The organism is Sphingomonas sp. NFX23, assembly GCF_049887795.1.
Taxonomy (GTDB): Bacteria; Pseudomonadota; Alphaproteobacteria; order Sphingomonadales; family Sphingomonadaceae; genus Sphingomonas.
On sequence record NZ_JAGEKH010000001.1, the window covers coordinates 184,178 to 200,075 of the forward strand.

Genomic DNA, 15,898 nt, shown 5'->3' on the forward strand with positions numbered 1-15,898 from the left:
AACCCACCCCCAACCCCTCCCTTCCAGGGAGGGGAGCGGTTGCGTCGATGGCTGCCCTGGTAGCCTCCACGTTGCTAACAGCCTGCACGACCGCCGGCCCAAACTACGCGCTCCCCGAGTCCGCAGTCGTCAACCGCCCCTCCGCCCAAGGCAGTTTCGACAGCGGCCACGAGAAGGCGTTCGCCGACACCCCCCTCCCCGACCACTGGTGGCAACTCTACGGCGACGCCCGCCTCGACGCGTTCGTCACGGAAGCGCTCGCCGCCAACACCGATCTCCGCGCCGCCGACGCCAACCTGCGCCGCGCAGACGCGGTCGTCGCCGAAGTCGCCGCGGGCCGCACGTTGTCGACCGCTCTCGGCGGCGGCACATCGCTCGACCGTCCCTATACCACCGGCGGCAGCCTGCCCGGCACGCTCGACTACAACCTCGGCATCACGCTAGCCTACCCGCTCGACCTGTCCGGCCGCATCCGCCGTGCGATCGAGGCGGCTCAAGGCGATGCCGAGGCGGTCGCCGCCGCACGCGACAACGTCCGCGTCACCGTCGCCGCGGAAACCGCGCGCAGCTACGCCACCGCTTGCACCGCCAACTCGGTGCTCGCCGCGAACAACCGCATTCTCGCACTGCAACGCCAGACGCTAAACGTCACGCAACGCCTGCAACGCGGCGGGCGCGGCACCGCGTTCGACGTGACGCGCGCGCGCACCGCAGTCGACCAGAGCGAGGCGCTAATCCCTTCACAGGTCGCGACGCGCACCGCCGCGCTCTACCGCCTCGCCACGCTGATGGGCCGCGCCCCCGCCGACTATCCCAAGGACGTCGCGACCTGTGCGAAGCCCCCAGCGCTAACCCGCCCGCTGCCGATCGGCGACGGGACCGCGTTGATCCTGCGCCGCCCCGATATCCGCCAGGCCGAACGCTCGCTCGCCGCTGCCACTGCGCGGATCGGCGTGGCGACGGCCAACCTCTATCCGCAGGTCAGTCTAGGCGGCTCGGCCGGGTTCACCGGGCCGGTCTCGTCGCTCGGCTCGACCAATGCGTTCCATCTCGGGCTCGGACCGTTGATCAGCTGGAGCTTCCCCAACCGCCCGGTCATCCGCGCGCAGATCGCCCAAGCCGGCGCCACCGCGGACCAGGCCCTCGCGCAGTTCGACTCGACCACGCTCGAAGCACTCCGCCAGACCGAGACCGCACTGTCCGCCTATGCCCGCGAAGGCGACCGCAACGCAGCCCTCCGACGCGCGCAGTCCAGCGCCGCACGCGCCGCGGATCAGGCCGGCACGCTCTACCGCTTCGGCCGCACCGACTTCCTCTCGCTGCTGACCGCGCAAGCGGCGCTGACCACCGCGCAAGCCAACCTCGCCGCGTCCGATGCGCTGCTGGTCGATCGCCAGGTCGACGTCTTCAAGGCGCTCGGCGGGGGGTGGCAGACTTGAGGCTGCGTCGCCGCGGGCTGGCCTCGATCAACAGCGAAATCCGCGATGGCATCATGCCCGCCGCCGACACGATCGCGCGCGTTGCCAAGGACCCGGACGCGCTGCCGCACACGCCGAGCAACTACCGCATCACCGCGCTGATCATCGCCTGCGCGCTGTTCATGGAGCAGATGGACTCGACCGTGCTCGCGACCGCGCTACCGACGATGGCGCGCGATTTCGGCGTCCCCGCCACCAGCATGAGTTCGGCGCTGACGTCGTACCTGCTGGCGCTCGCGATCTTTATCCCGGCAAGTGGACGCCTCGCCGACCGGTTCGGCTCACGGACGATCTTCCGCGCGGCGATCCTGATCTTCGTGGGTGGCTCGATGCTGTGCGGCCAGGCGACCAGCCTGCCGTTCATGATGATCGCCCGCTTTCTGCAAGGGCTTGGCGGCGCGATGATGATCCCGATCGGCCGCCTCGTCCTGCTCCGCAGCGTCGCCAAGGAGGACATGGTCCAGGCGATGTCGTGGCTGATCATGCCCGCGCTGATCGGCCCGATCCTGGGTCCCCCGGTCGGCGGCGCGATCGTGACGTATCTCGACTGGCGCTGGATCTTCTACCTCAACGTCCCGATCGGCCTGCTCGGCGTGATCCTGGTGACGCGCTTCATCGGCGAGGTGCGCGAGAACAAACCGGCGCGCTTCGACGTACCCGGCTTCATCCTGTCGGGCGTGTCGCTCGGCTGTCTGTTGTTCGGGTTCGAGATGACCAGCCGCACCGGCGAACTCGCGCGTGCGATCGTGCTGATCGCGGTCGGGCTGGTCGCGGGCGTTGCCTATATCCGCCACGCGAAACATCGCAGCGACCCGATCCTCGACCTCTCGCTGATGCGCATCCCGACCTTCCGGCTGTCGGTGATCGGCGGATCGCTGACCCGAATCACGCAGGGCGCGCAGCCGTTCCTGTTGCCGATGATGCTCCAGCTTGGGTTCGGGATGACCGCGGCGGCGAGCGGCGCGATCACCATCGCCGGCGCGATCGGCTCGCTGATGATGAAGAGCCTCGCACCGCGCGTGCTCAGGCGCTTCGGGTTCCGCAACAGCCTGATCGTCGGCGGACTCTGCGCGAGTTCGGGCTATGCGGTCGCCGGCCTGTTCCGCCCCGACTGGCCGATCCCGGCAATCTTCGGCGTGCTGATGATCTCGGGCTTCTTCATGTCGTTCCAGTTCTCGGCGTACAATACGATCGCGTACGACGAGATCCCGTCGTCGCGGATGAGCAGCGCGACGAGCTTCTACGCGACGTTCCAGCAACTGATGCTGTCGCTCGGCATCTGCGTGGGGGCGGCATCGCTGCATGTCGGGATGCTGGGAACGGGCGCGACCCGGCCGGCGCTGACGGACTTCACGCTGGCGTTCCTGGTGGTGACTGCGGTGTCGGCCTCAGCGACGATCTGGAACCGGCGATTTGCGGTGAATGCGGGGGCGGAGTTAAGCGGGCACCGGGCTTAGATCGGTTCAAAACGCGCCGTCATCCTGACGAAAGTCAGGATCCAGAGCCAAGACCGGCGACGCTTAGTTACCCTGGATCCTGACTTTCGTCAGGATGACGGAGGCTAGCCGCTATGCGCCGGCAGCGAAGGCCGCGAGAGCACCGATACATGCTCGCCGGGCTCGACGAACATCCCGTGCAACAGCGCCCACCGCCCCGCTTTCTCGCTCGCCGTCAGAATCGTCAGGAACGGACTGAGCAACAGCCCCAGCGTCACCGGCGCAAGCCACGCCGCCGTGACCGGCGCGAACGGCGTCACGAGCAACAACGCCACCCCCACTCCGACATGCCAGCGATACCGCGGCATCACGTCGCCAAGCGACAGCTCGTGCGCGTCACGGTTCTGCGGCGCCCAACCGGACTTCCGCCCCATTAGAATCCCCGCGAGGTCCATCGTCTGGGTCAGCGCGATCACCGGCGCGGACAGCATCGAGAACGGCACGTCGACCAGCACCGACCTGACGATCCCGCGCCGCCCGCCGAACCCCGCGCGACGCTCTGCATTCGAGAACGCCCAGATCACGCTTAGCAGCTTGGGCCCGAACAGCAGCAACAGCGTGACGAACAGCACCTGCAGAGACGTCTGCGCCTCGACGATATTCCGCTCGCCGATCAGCGCCTGCACGACGCTGGTCGCGATCATCAGCAGCCACACCGGCGAGGTGATGAACGCCGACGCGCCCATCAGCAATTGCAGCCGACTGACCCAGTGGAACCCCGACGACGTCAGCAGGCTTAGATGCTGGATGTTCCCCTGCGCCCAGCGCCGGTCACGCACCGCCGCATCGATCAGCGTCGGCGGATATTCCTCGAACGTCTCCTCGGTCATCAGCATATGGACGCGCCAGCCGCGCCGCCGTAACAGCGCCGCCTCGACCATGTCGTGGCTCATGATGACGCCGCCGAACGGCGCCCGCCCCGGCAGATCGGGGAGCCCGCAACTCGACGCGAACGCCTCGATCCGGATCATCGCGTTATGGCCCCAGAAGGTCGCCTCCGAACCCGACCACCATACGAGTCCGGCGGTGGAAATCGGACCATACAACCGACTGGCGAACTGCATCCAGCGCTGGAAGAACGTCACGCCGTTGATCACAGCCGGCACCGTCTGGAGCAGCGCCACCGCAGGCCGCCGCTCAAGCACCTGCGCCATGCCGATGATCGTGTTGCCGCCCATCAGGCTGTCCGCGTCGAGCATCAGCATGTAGCGATAGCCGCCGCCGAACCGCCGGATCCACTCCGCCACGTTGCCGGGCTTGCGGCCGACGTTCACGGTGCGGCGCCGGTAATAGAGCGCGCAGTCGAGCGTCGGGGCTAGGCGCTCCCACGCCGCGATCTCAGCCGCCTCCGCCGCTTCGCCGGAATCGCTCAGGATGAAGATATCGAACCGGTCGGCGACACCGCCGGCGGCGATCGCGCGCGCCATCCAGGCGATCCGCTCGAAAACCGCGTCGATGTCCTCGTTGTGGACCGGCATCAGGATCGCGGTGCGACCTTCGAGTGGTTCGGACTGGCGCGGCGTCGGAACGAACCCCGGATGCCCGCCGGTCATCAACAGCAAGAAGCCGATCGCCGCATTCATGAAGCCAAACGCGATCCAGGCGAACAGTGGGAAGAACAGCGCGAGCAATGCCGCGTCCCAGAAGCTCAATCCGTCGGCGAGCAGCGATTCCTGCACCGCCGATGACGCCGCGGTGGCCAGCAACCCGGTCATCAGCACGAGGAGGATGCGGCGCGCGAGCATGTCGTCGGAGGATACGACCATGCCCGGGCCCGGCTCAGGCGCGGACCAAGGCGGCGGCGGGCCGTCGAAACGCTGCGGGGGCATCTCGATCGGTGTTTCGCCCGGCATCATGGGAATCGCGGGCATCAGAAGATCGGGGTCAGGACGGTTTCGCTAAGCGCACGACCGCCGCGCGTGAGGAACAGCCTGACGTCGGCGGGCCCTTGCGCATCGGGGGCCACGTCGGCGGTGACGCGCCAGCGGTTCTTCTGGCCGACGACGGGATAGGCCGCGTTGGCGAGCACTTTGCCGCGGACGACATCGATCTTGGCGGTTACGCCGCTCTGGCGATCGAGACCAGCAAGACCCTCACCGATGAAATCGACCACGAGCTTCCGCGCGCCCTTCACCGGCTCGGCGCCCGGTCGGCCGGCGACGCCCTGCCAGCAATCGACGACGTGCGCTGTCGCGGCGACGGCGGTCGGATCGACCGATTTCCACGACAGCGAGTAATCGAACTGCAACCGCTGCCCCGCTTTCGCAGGCGCGGCCGGGGTCCAGAACGACACGACATTGTCGACCGTCTCACTGTTGGTCGGGAACGCATAGAGCATCACCGCGCCCTTGCCCCAGTCACCCTGCGGCTGGACCCACAGGTTCGGCCGCCGATCGTAAAAGGCGCCGTCGTCCTGGTAGTGATCGAAGTTCCGGTCGCGCTGGATCAGCCCGAAACCCTTGGGTGCTTGGTCCACAAAACTGTCCAGCGTATCATGCGGCGGGTTATTGAGCGGGCGCCAGATTCGTTCGCCGGCTCCGGTGAGGAGCGCCAAGCCGTCCGAATCGTGGATCTCGGGACGCCAGTCGACCGCAGCGGCGCGATTGCCTTCGCCGTACCAGAACATGCTGGTCGCAGGCGCGACGCCGAGCCGTTCGATGTCGCGACGGACGTTGAGCACGGACGAGACCTGCTGCTCGACGCCAGCGCCGGCGATGTGGCGCGACTGGATGCGGTACGCCCCGGTGACGCTGGCGCCGTCCATCAGCGCGTAGATCGTGTATGCGTCCGCGCCGGTCCGCTCGATCCAGAATTCGGTGAAGTCGGGAAATTCCTCGCGGCCCGGCAGCCCGGTGTTGATCGCGAGCCCGCGCGCGGACAGGCCATATTGGTCCTGCGCGCCGGCGGTGCGGAAATAGGATGCGCCCTGGAACGCCATCCAGTCGCTGGTGCCGCCCGGTGCCATCGCCCGGAATCCGGCGATGCCCAGCGCGGCGGCGTGGCCCTCTTCCGCCTCGAACAGGTCGCGCGAGAACTCGATGCGACGCGCCTGCCCGTTCTCGACGACGTTGATCGCGACCGGCATCGGCGCGTAGCGTCCGAGCGGGAACAGGCGGATGCCACCGGCGAGCGTCTTGTCGGCGCGGTAGCGGATGCTGCCGACCTTGTCGTAATCGATCGCGGCGGCGGCGGCGACCTTGGCCGGGGCGGCATATGGCTTGGTGGCGAGCGTCGCGGCGCGCTGCTGGAGCGCGTCCCAGGAGAACGGCTCGGCCTTGCCGGGCGCCGTACGCATCGCGGCAGCGGCCTGCGGGAGGACACCCAACAGACCCAGCGCGGTTACTACTTCGCGTCGACCGATCATGCAGAGCGCTCCCTTGTCGTCATCATGCTGCAATGCGGTAGCATAGAGACGACACGCGCGCGCGTCGACAGGTCCCGCCGCGGGCGCAGCCTATCGCGCGCGTTGCCAGCGGGCGCTGATCCTAACCGGGTCGTGGATATGCCCACCGACGACCACCAACATCGCGCCAGCACTCGCGCAGAGGAAGCCGATCGTGGCGAGCAGAAATGCGAGTGCGCCGGTTTGCTGATGGAGACGAGCGAGCGTGTAGATCGCGGTGGCGGCGATCGCGAGCGACAGGACACCGCTCGCGCGGAGGCTGAGATCGGTGCGGAGGCGGCGGGCGTCGGTCATGCGACACTTCAGCTATTTCCCCTCACATAAGCGTTCGAGATCGATAACGAAGGGAGCCATAGTGTTCACATAGTGCGCAACCCCGTCATCCCGGCGAAAGCCGGAACCTCGCGCGGCAGGGGCGACCTGCTGCGGGGAAACACACTAATATTCCCGGTTCAGGCGTCGACCAACAGCCGGTACCCGATGCCGAGTTCGTTCGCGATGACCGTGCCGACTCCCCCTGTCCCCTCCAGCTTCTGCCGCAAGTTACGCACGACGATGCGGAGATATTCGATCCGGCGGTCATGATCGGTCGGCCACGCTGCCTCCAATATCCGCTGATGCGTCACCACCCGCCCCGGATGCGCCGCCAACGCCGAGAGCACGTCGAACTCCTTCCGCGTCAGATGCGCCTCCTCGTTGCCGCGCCGGACGAGGCGGTGTTCGAAATCAATCTCGACCCCATGCGCATGCAGGACCGTCGGGCGAGACGTCGCCTCGCCCCGCCCGCGCAGCGCGACGCGGAGGCGGGCGAGCAGTTCCTCCGTATCGAACGGCTTGGTCACATAATCCTCGGCCCCCAGATCGAGCGCCGCGACCTTCTGGTCGGTCGCTTCGCGCGCGGACACGACAAGGATGATCGGATCGCCGAGCTTCTTCAGCAGCGGCACCAGTTCCAGCCCGTCACGATCAGGCAACCCCAGGTCGAGCAGCACTGCGGTCAACGGCCGGCTTCCCGCGATGCGCAGCGCCTCACGCGCGTCGACCGCTTCCTCGACGCCGTACCCCGCCCGCTCCAGCGTGTTCTTCAACAACCGCCGGATATGCAGTTCGTCGTCGACGATCAGGACCGTTTGCGTGCTCATAAGTTCGCTCCACCGATGTCGCGAACGAGCAAGGCCACGGGGAAGCACAGGCTGAACTGCGCGCCAGTGAGGTCTTCGCGGTTGCTGGCTTCGACGGTCATGCCCATCGCTTCGGCGAACGCCTTCACGATCGCAAGCCCCAGCCCGGTGCCGCCGACCGCGCGGTCGGAGCCTTCGAGGCGGCGGAACGTCTCGAACACCTCCTTCTCGCGGCCGGGGGGCAGGCCCGGTCCCTGGTCGATCACCGACAGCCGGAGCATTCCGAAGCGGTGTTCCGCGCGTACCACGATCGGCGTGCCGGGGTCGGCATAGCGGCCGGCATTGTCGAGCAGGTTGAGCAGGCAATGGTGGAGCAATTGCGGATCGACGCGGACCAGCGGCAGGTTGGGCGCGACGTCGAGGTCGATCGCATGGCCTTCGAGCACGCGCTTGGTGTCATGCACCGCGCCCGCGACCGCATCGGTGAGATCGGTTGGTTCAAGCCGCAACCGGAGCGCGCCCGCTTCCACGCGCGCCATGTCGAGCAGGTTGCCGACGAAGCGATTGAGCCGCGCTGCCTCGGTCTCGATCGTGTCGATCAGCTCGGGCGTGACGCCGCGGTGCAATTCCGCCGCCGCCGCCATCACCGAGGTCAGCGGCGTGCGCAGGTCGTGGCTGACCGACGACAGCAACGCCTGCCGCAACCGATCGCGCTCGCGCACCGCATCGACGTCGCGCATCTCGACCTCCAGCCGCGCGCGTTCGAGCACGAGCGACGCCTGGTCGACCAGGCTCATCAGCAACGGCAACTGGTCCGATCGCACCGGATCGCCACCCGCCTCACGCGCAAGGCCGAGCACCGCCAGCGTCCGCTCGCCCGAGCGCAACGGCTGGAAGAACCACTCCGATGCCGCCAGCGTGCCCGACCCACGACCTGCCGGCGTGCCCGTATCATAGGCCCATTGCGCGGCCGCCATCTCCATTGTCTCGAGCCGGTAGTCCGCGCCGTTCGCCGCCTGCACCGCAAGGCCGGGGTCCTCCGCGACGAGGATCACCGCACGCACGCCGAACAACCGGCCGATTTCCTCGCAGATCGCGCGGGCCAGCGCGACCGGCTCGTTGAGCGAGGTCAGTTGGCGGAGGAACCCGGCAAGCGCGGCGTTGGTGCGCGCGCTGGCGGCGGCGATGTCGGCCTGCGCGCGGACCCGCGACGTGAGCTGGCTCGTCACGAACGCGATGCCGAGCAGCACGAGGATCGAGATCACGTTCTCGGGATTGTTGATCGTCAGCGTGCCGGTCGGCGGCAGGAAGAAGAAGTTGTACGCGATCGACGAAACCACGCCTGCGAACAGCCCGGTGCGCAGGCCGAACAGGCTCGCCGCGGCCATCACCGGCAGCAAATAGAGCAGCGCGACGTTGCCGAGGTTGAGGATGTGGAACAGCGCGCTCGCCACGCCGGTAACGCCCGCGACCATCGCTGTCGTCCAGGCGTAGCCGGCTTTGCTACCCCATCCGCCGGTCCGCACGCGCGTGCCGCGGGGCGCAGTGGGCGGGTCCATCGGCAGGACGTGGACGGCGATCCCCGGTGACTCGCGGACCATCTGGTCGACGACCGAGCCGTGACGGAGTTCGAACCAGCGCGAGCGGGTGGACTTGCCGACGACCAGCTGCGTCGCGCGCGCCTCGGTGGTGAACGTCTTCAGGCCGTCGACCACCGACGTCGCCGGGACAGTCGCGACATCGCCGCCGAGTTGCGTCGCTAGGTTGAAAACCGCGGCAAGCTGGCGGTGCTCGGGCTCGCCGAAAGTCTGCGCGCGGGGCGTCTCGATATATACCGCGGTCCACGGCGCGTGCATCGCGTCGGCGATCCGCTTGGTCGCGCGGACGAGGCCAAGCGCGCCGGGCAACTCGCTGATCGCGACGACGATCCGCTCACCGCCCGCCCAGGTGCCGCCGACGCCCAATGCGCGGACGTGTTCGAGCATCTGCGCATCGACGGCTTGCGCGGCACGGCGGAGCGCGAGCTCGCGCAGGGCCGACAGATTCGACTTGGAGAAGAAGTGCGCGAGGGCGCGGGTGGCTTCGTGGGGGAGATAGACCTTCCCCGCCTTCAGCCGCTCGATCAGTTCGTCGGGCGGGATGTCGACGACTTCGATCTCGGCGGCCTCGACGATACTGTCGGGGACGGTCTCGCGGACGCGGACGCGCGTGAACGAGGCGACGACGTCGTTGAGGCTCTCGATATGCTGGATGTTGATCGTCGAATAGACGTCGATGCCGGCCGCGAGCAGTTCCTCGACGTCCTGATAGCGTTTGGGGTGGCGGCTGCCGGGGGCGTTCGTGTGCGCGAGTTCGTCGACGAGGACGAGCGTGGGCGCGCGTTCGAGGATGGCGTCGAGGTCCATCTCGTCGAGCGTGCGGCCTTCGTACGGGATCGCCTTTCGTGGGACGATTTCATGCCCCCGCGTGAGCGCTTCGGTTTCGACGCGACCGTGCGTCTCGACCACGCCGATGACGACGTCGACGCCGGCGCGGTGACGTTCCGCGCCTTCGGAAAGCATCTCGTAGGTTTTGCCCACGCCGGGGGCGGCGCCGAGGAAGATCTTCAGACGGCCGCGACCCTCCTGCGACGCCTGTCGCAGAAGGGCCTCGGGGGATGGTCGCGTGTCGTCGTTCAATGCGTTGCGTCGAGGGCGCGGTTGAGGGCGAAGACGTTCACGCGTGGCTCGCCGAGGATGCCAAACAGCGGGCCGTCGACGTTGGCGGTTACCAGCGCGCGGACCTTGTCGGCAGGAAGGCCGCGGGTACGGGCGACGCGGGCGACCTGGGCATAGGCCGAGGCTGGCGACAGGTCGGGGTCGAGGCCCGACCCCGAGGCGGTGGCGAGATCGGCCGGCAGCGGTCCGGTCACGCCTTCCGCGCGGCGCTTGGCGACGTCGACCTTGGTGCGGTCGACGAGCGCCTGGCTGGTCGGGCCGTAGTTCGAACCCGACGAGGCGAGGCCGTCATAGCCCTTGCCGGCGGCGGAGGGGCGCGTCTGGAAATAGCGATCGGTGGTGAAGGCTTGGCCGACGACGGTCGAGCCGATCGCCTTGCCGTTGGCCATGACGAGGCTGCCGTTCGCTTGCGCGGGGAAGATGGCCTGTCCGATCCCGGTCATGGCCAGGGGATAGACGATCCCGAGCAGCAGCGCGAACAGGATCGTCATGACGAACGCCGGACGGAGCGCGGAGGTGAAATCGGAAGTCATGCTGTCGTCTCCATGTGTCCCCGCGAAGGCAGGGACACAGTCTGGGCACCCGCCTTCGCGGGTGAACAATTCTTTGGGGTGAGGGCACACGTCGAAGCTTGCGACCAGCCACCTGGCACCTCCCCGGCGAAGGCCGGGGTCCAGTTGGGTGACGTTGCTAACTGCGGATGCGCTTCGTTACTGCGACCTTTCCATCTGGGCCCCGGCCTTCGCCGGGGTGGTGTTGGGGGTCGGTGCGAGGGTGCATGTGCGCGCAACGGACTGGTCTGGATCATCATGCGAGCCCCAGCGCACCGACCAGAAGGTCGATAAGCTTGATCCCGACGAACGGCGCGATCAGGCCACCCAGGCCATACACCGCCAGGTTGCGCGCCAGCAGCGGCCCCGCCGCCATCGGCTTGTACGCCACCCCCTTCAGCGCAAGCGGCACCAGCATCGGGATGATGATCGCGTTGAAGATGATCGCGGACAGGATCGCGCTTTCCGGCGAACCCAGCCGCATCACGTTGAGCACGCCCAACCCCGGATAGAGCGCGACGAACATCGCCGGGATGATCGCGAAATACTTGGCCACGTCGTTCGCCACCGAGAAGGTGGTCAGCGCACCACGCGTCATCAGCAACTGCTTCCCGAGACCGACGATCTCGATCAGCTTGGTCGGGTCGCTGTCGAGGTCGACCATGTTGCCCGCCTCGCGCGCGGCTTGCGTGCCGGTGTTCATCGCCACGCCGACATCGGCTTGGGCCAAAGCCGGCGCGTCGTTGGTACCGTCGCCGCACATCGCGACCAGTCGCCCGCCCTGCTGTTCCTTGCGGATCAGGTCGAGCTTGTCCTCGGGCGTCGCCTGCGCGAGGAAGTCGTCGACCCCTGCTTCGGCGGCGATCGCGGCGGCGGTAAGGGGGTTGTCGCCGGTGATCATCACCGTGCGGATGCCCATTGCGCGCAGCTCGCCGAAGCGCTCGCGGATGCCGGCCTTGACGACGTCCTTGAGGAAGATCGCACCTAGCAACCGACCGTCGCGTGCGACCGCCAGCGGCGTACCGCCTGCACGGGCGATCTCGTCGGTGATGCGGCGCAGTTCGGTGGCCGCGGCGGTTGCTCCTGCCCCCGGATTGGCCTTCAGGATCGAGTCCACGGCCCCCTTCTGGATCAGCGAGCCCCCGACGATCACGCCCGAGATTCGCGTCTGCGCGGTGAACGGGATGACCTCCGCGTCCCCCGGCAGTTCGCTGGTCGTCACGCCGAACTTCTCGCGCGCGAGGACGACGATCGAGCGGCCCTCGGGCGTTTCGTCGGCGAGGCTGGCGAGCAACGCCGCCTCGGCCAGATCCTCGTCACGCGTGCCGCCGACCGAGCGGAACTCGCTCGCCTGGCGATCGCCGATCGTGATCGTGCCGGTCTTGTCGAGCAGCAGGACGTCGATATCGCCCGCCGCCTCGACCGCGCGGCCCGACTTCGCCAGCACGTTGAAGCGCACCAGCCGATCCATCCCCGCGATCCCGATCGCCGACAGCAGCGCCGCGATCGTCGTCGGGATCAGCGTGATCAGCAGCGCCGCCAGGATCGCGACCGGCACGCGGCCGCCCGCATAGCTTGCGAAACCAGGGATCGTGCCGACCGCGATCAGGAAGATGATCGTCAGCCCGACAAGCAGCAACGTCAGCGCGATCTCGTTCGGCGTCTTCTGCCGCTCGGCGCCCTCGACGAGTGCGATCATGCGGTCGAGAAAGCCTTCGCCGGGATTGGCGGTGACCTTCACGCGGATCTCGTCGGAGATGACGCGCGTGCCCGCGGTCACCGCCGAGCGATCCCCGCCCGCCTCGCGGATTACCGGCGCGCTTTCGCCGGTGATCGCGGCTTCGTTGACCGAGGCGACGCCCCAGACGACTTCGCCATCCGCCGGGATCAGGTCGCCCATTGTGACCAGGACGATGTCGCCCGCGCGGAGCATGCTGGCGGGGACGGACTCGACCTGGTCGCCCTTCATGCGGCGGGCGGTCAGTTCGGCCTTGGTCGCGCGCAATGACGCGGCCTGCGCCTTGCCGCGGCCTTCGGCGAGCGCTTCGGCGAAGGTGCCGAACAACACCGTCAGCCACAGCCAGATCACCAGCTGTATCTTGAAGCCGACCGAGAGCCCGTCGCCGCCGACATTGACGAGGATCGTCAACAGCGTGGCAACGACCGCGGTGACGAACATCACCGGGTTGCGGATCAACTGCCGCGGATCGAGCTTGCGGAAAGCGTCGCCGATCGCGGGAACGATCAAGTCGGCAGTAAACAGCGACTTGGTAGGGGTGCGTGCCATTTTGGCTTGTCCCGTCAGAAGGTTTTGCCGCTGATCATCGCGAGATGATCGGCGATAGGACCGAGCGCGAGGCTCGGCAGGAAGGTCAGGCCACCGACGATCAGGATGATCCCGACCAGCAGGCCGACCCACAGCGCGCCCGTCGTCGGGAACGAGCCTGCGCTTTCCGGCGTGTATTTCTTGGCCGCGAGACCACCGGCGATTGCGAGCATCGGCACGATGATGAAGAAGCGGCCGAGCCACATCGCGACCCCAAGCAAGCCGTTGTAATAAGGCGTGTTGGCGGTAAGTCCGGCGAACGCGGAGCCGTTGTTCCCGACCGCGCTGGTGAAGGCGTAGAGGATCTCGCTGAACCCGTGTGGCCCCTTGTTGAGCGGCCCCGCGAGCCCGTCCGGCAGCACGGCGCTGAGCGCGGTGAAGCCGAGGATGACGAGCGGCAGGATGGCGATCGCCAGCACCGCCAGCTTCACTTCGCGCGCCTCGATCTTCTTGCCGACATATTCGGGCGTGCGGCCGACCATCAGGCCCGCGACGAACACGGCCAGGATGGCGAACAGCAGGAAGCCGTAGATGCCTGCGCCGACGCCGCCGATGACGACTTCGCCGAGCTGGATGTTGAGCAGCGGGATCATGCCGCCCAGCGCGGTGAAGCTGTCATGCATGCCGTTGACCGCGCCGCACGAGGCGGCGGTGGTGACGACGGAGAACAAGGCGGACGCGGCGATCCCGAAGCGGACCTCCTTGCCTTCCATGTTGCCGCCCGCAACGCCCATGTTGTGCAGGATCGGGTTGCCCGCGGCTTCCTGCCAATAGGTGATCGTGACGCCGGCGAGGAACAGCACGAGCATGGCCGAGAGGATCGCCCAGCCCTGCTTGGTGTTGCCGACGGCCTTGCCGAAGGTCCAGGTGAGACCGAAACCGATCAGGAAGATCGACAGCATCTGCACGAGGTTGACAAGCGCGGTCGGGTTCTCGAACGGATGCGCCGAGTTCGCGTTGAAGAAGCCGCCACCATTGGTGCCGAGCATCTTGATCGCTTCCTGGCTCGCCACCGGCCCGAGCGTCAGCGTCTGCTTGAGCCCTTCGAGCGTGGTGATGTCGACCGTACCGGCCATCGTCTGCGGTACGCCGCTGGCGATGTAGAAGAGCGTCACGACGACGCAGATCGGCAGCAGCACGTAGAGCGTGACGCGCGTCATATCGGCCCAGAAATTGCCGATCGTCGCACTCGAGCGCCGCGCGAACCCGCGGAACAGCGCGAACGCCAGCGCGATGCCGGTCGCCGCCGACAGGAAGTTGTGGATCGTCAGCCCGAACATCTGGCTGAAGTTCGACATGGTCGTCTCACCGGCATAGCTCTGCCAGTTGGTGTTCGTCGTGAAGCTGATCGCGGTGTTGAACGCGAGATGCGGGCTGAGCCCTGCGAGACCCTGCGGATTGCCGGGCAGCACGCCCTGCAGACGCAACACCGCGTAGGTCAGCGCCATCAGCATCGCGTTGAACATGATCATGTGGAGGGCGTAGCGGCGCCAGCCTTGCTCCGCCTTCGGGTCGATGCCGCTGAGCTTGTAGAAGCCGGTCTCGACGGGGCCGAGGATGGCGTGGATCGGCGTGCGACGGCCTTCGTACAAGGCGAACAGCCACATACCAACCGGTTTGGTCAACGCCAGCAGGATGCCGACGAAGCCCAGGATGAGGATCCATCCTTCGAATGTCATGATGACGCGCTCCTAAAAGCGTTCGGGACGGATCAGCACCGCCACGAGATAGAAAAGCAGCCCGAGCGCGACGATCGCGGCGAGCCAGAGGTCGAGGGTCATGATTGTGTCCTCATGGGCTCAGGCGTTGTCGCACAGGCGGACATAGGCGAGCGTCGCCGCCACCAGTCCGATCATGATGGCTATCCAGAGAAGGTCCTGCATGGCTGGGTTCCTTTCAGAAGGCTGCGGTGAGCGAGGCAACCACGGTGCCGTCGGCGATCGATCCGGTTCCGTCCTGGCCGCGGGAGAAGCTCGGCTGGAGATACGCAGCACTGCGACGCGTGATGTCTGTGTCGACATAGCTCACGTTCAGCGTCAGATTTTTATACGTAGTGTCCGCACCGAGCGACCAATCCCAGTAATCACCCGTCGGCGCCGCGCTGGTCGCGTTGGGGCCGAGCCCATCATTGCCCCAGCTATGGCCGATATGCGCCTTGGCGGTGATCGGCGTCCCTGCGATCGCGAACGCGCCGTCGCCGGTGAGGTAGAGGTTGTCCTCCTTGTCGCCCGCGTCGGTGTAGACTCCCGCCGCAGCATCGGCGCCGGTGCGATACCATTTGCCGAGCGCCTGCTGCTTCGGCGCATAGAAAGCGCTCGCGGTCAGCGTCGCAGGACCGGTCGTGCCGCTGAGCTTCACATAGGGCTCGGCATAGTCGGTCTTCGAGGCGCCGCCCGGATACATGTACCAGGTCAAGCCGACGTCGATCGTCGCATTGTTCGCGAGCTTGTGCTTGTAGCCGCCGATCAGGTCGAGCTCCATGTTCGAGCCGCCGAACGTGCCCCAGCCGGACAGGTTCGAGCCCCATGCGCCGACGTAGATACCGCTCTCGTGTGCGATCGTCAGCCCGCCCTGGATCGCGCCGTCCTTGTCCGACTGCGACACGCCGCGCAGGCGATAATCGGTCGCGAGCGTCACCGAACCGCTGACGGTCACGGGAGAAGGCGGCGCGGTGTCCTGCGCGAACGCGGGCGTGGCGATACCGGCGAGAAGTCCGGTGGCGGCGACGAAACGAAGAATGTGCATTGTGGTCCCCATGCGCGGGCCGCCGAAAGGATGGCGGTTCGCGAGGACTGGCAATTAGGCT

12 protein-coding genes are annotated in these 15,898 nt (G+C 67.3%); 2 read left to right on the plus strand and 10 right to left on the minus strand.

The window, feature by feature from the left end; translation table 11 throughout:
- The first annotated feature begins 47 nt into the window (after positions 1 to 47).
- Positions 48 to 1,439, plus strand: a complete 1,392-nt coding sequence (locus J4O76_RS00835) for an efflux transporter outer membrane subunit (RefSeq protein ID WP_426279744.1) — start codon at positions 48 to 50, stop codon at positions 1,437 to 1,439.
- Entirely contained in the window at positions 1,436 to 2,935 is a 1,500-nt protein-coding gene (locus J4O76_RS00840; RefSeq protein ID WP_426279745.1) for a DHA2 family efflux MFS transporter permease subunit, read from the plus strand. The genes J4O76_RS00835 and J4O76_RS00840 overlap by 4 nt, the downstream gene beginning before the upstream one ends.
- A 104-nt stretch (positions 2,936 to 3,039) precedes the next feature.
- On the opposite strand, the gene mdoH is transcribed toward J4O76_RS00840, so the two are convergent.
- The 10 genes from mdoH to J4O76_RS00890 all read right to left on the minus strand — a co-directional run bounded on the left by mdoH (position 3,040) and on the right by J4O76_RS00890 (position 15,837).
- Positions 3,040 to 4,845: a glucans biosynthesis glucosyltransferase MdoH gene (gene mdoH, locus J4O76_RS00845; RefSeq protein WP_426279746.1), complete on the minus strand. Its 1,806-nt coding sequence runs from the start codon at positions 4,843 to 4,845 to the stop codon at positions 3,040 to 3,042.
- Positions 4,845 to 6,338 carry a glucan biosynthesis protein gene (locus J4O76_RS00850; RefSeq protein WP_426279747.1) on the minus strand — a complete coding sequence of 498 codons (1,494 nt, stop codon included), beginning with the start codon at positions 6,336 to 6,338 and terminating at the stop codon, positions 4,845 to 4,847. The genes mdoH and J4O76_RS00850 overlap by 1 nt, the downstream gene beginning before the upstream one ends.
- Before the next feature lie 90 nt (positions 6,339 to 6,428).
- On the minus strand, positions 6,429 to 6,671 hold the full coding sequence (locus tag J4O76_RS00855; RefSeq protein WP_426279748.1) for a hypothetical protein: 243 nt from the start codon (positions 6,669 to 6,671) through the stop codon (positions 6,429 to 6,431).
- Positions 6,672 to 6,829: 158 nt separating this feature from the next.
- Positions 6,830 to 7,519 carry a response regulator transcription factor gene (locus tag J4O76_RS00860; protein WP_426279749.1) on the minus strand — a complete coding sequence of 230 codons (690 nt, stop codon included), beginning with the start codon at positions 7,517 to 7,519 and terminating at the stop codon, positions 6,830 to 6,832.
- Complete coding sequence (locus tag J4O76_RS00865; RefSeq protein ID WP_426279750.1) at positions 7,516 to 10,176, minus strand: DUF4118 domain-containing protein; 2,661 nt, start codon at positions 10,174 to 10,176, stop codon at positions 7,516 to 7,518. The genes J4O76_RS00860 and J4O76_RS00865 overlap by 4 nt, the downstream gene beginning before the upstream one ends.
- The gene (gene kdpC / locus J4O76_RS00870; protein WP_426279751.1) at positions 10,173 to 10,748 is read right to left on the minus strand and encodes a potassium-transporting ATPase subunit KdpC; all 576 of its coding nucleotides are present in this window, start codon (positions 10,746 to 10,748) and stop codon (positions 10,173 to 10,175) included. Before kdpC ends, J4O76_RS00865 begins: the two co-directional genes overlap by 4 nt.
- Positions 10,749 to 11,022: 274 nt before the next feature.
- Positions 11,023 to 13,053, minus strand: a complete 2,031-nt coding sequence (gene kdpB / locus J4O76_RS00875; RefSeq protein WP_426279752.1) for a potassium-transporting ATPase subunit KdpB — start codon at positions 13,051 to 13,053, stop codon at positions 11,023 to 11,025.
- Between the two features lie 14 nt (positions 13,054 to 13,067).
- Positions 13,068 to 14,771, minus strand: a complete 1,704-nt coding sequence (kdpA, locus tag J4O76_RS00880) for a potassium-transporting ATPase subunit KdpA (protein ID WP_426279753.1) — start codon at positions 14,769 to 14,771, stop codon at positions 13,068 to 13,070.
- Positions 14,772 to 14,783: 12 nt separating this feature from the next.
- Positions 14,784 to 14,873, minus strand: coding sequence for a K(+)-transporting ATPase subunit F (gene kdpF, locus J4O76_RS00885; RefSeq protein ID WP_055875324.1), 90 nt, complete (start codon positions 14,871 to 14,873; stop codon positions 14,784 to 14,786).
- 115 nt (positions 14,874 to 14,988) lie between these two features.
- Positions 14,989 to 15,837, minus strand: a complete 849-nt coding sequence (locus J4O76_RS00890; RefSeq protein WP_426279755.1) for a TorF family putative porin — start codon at positions 15,835 to 15,837, stop codon at positions 14,989 to 14,991.
- Positions 15,838 to 15,898 lie beyond the last annotated feature (61 nt).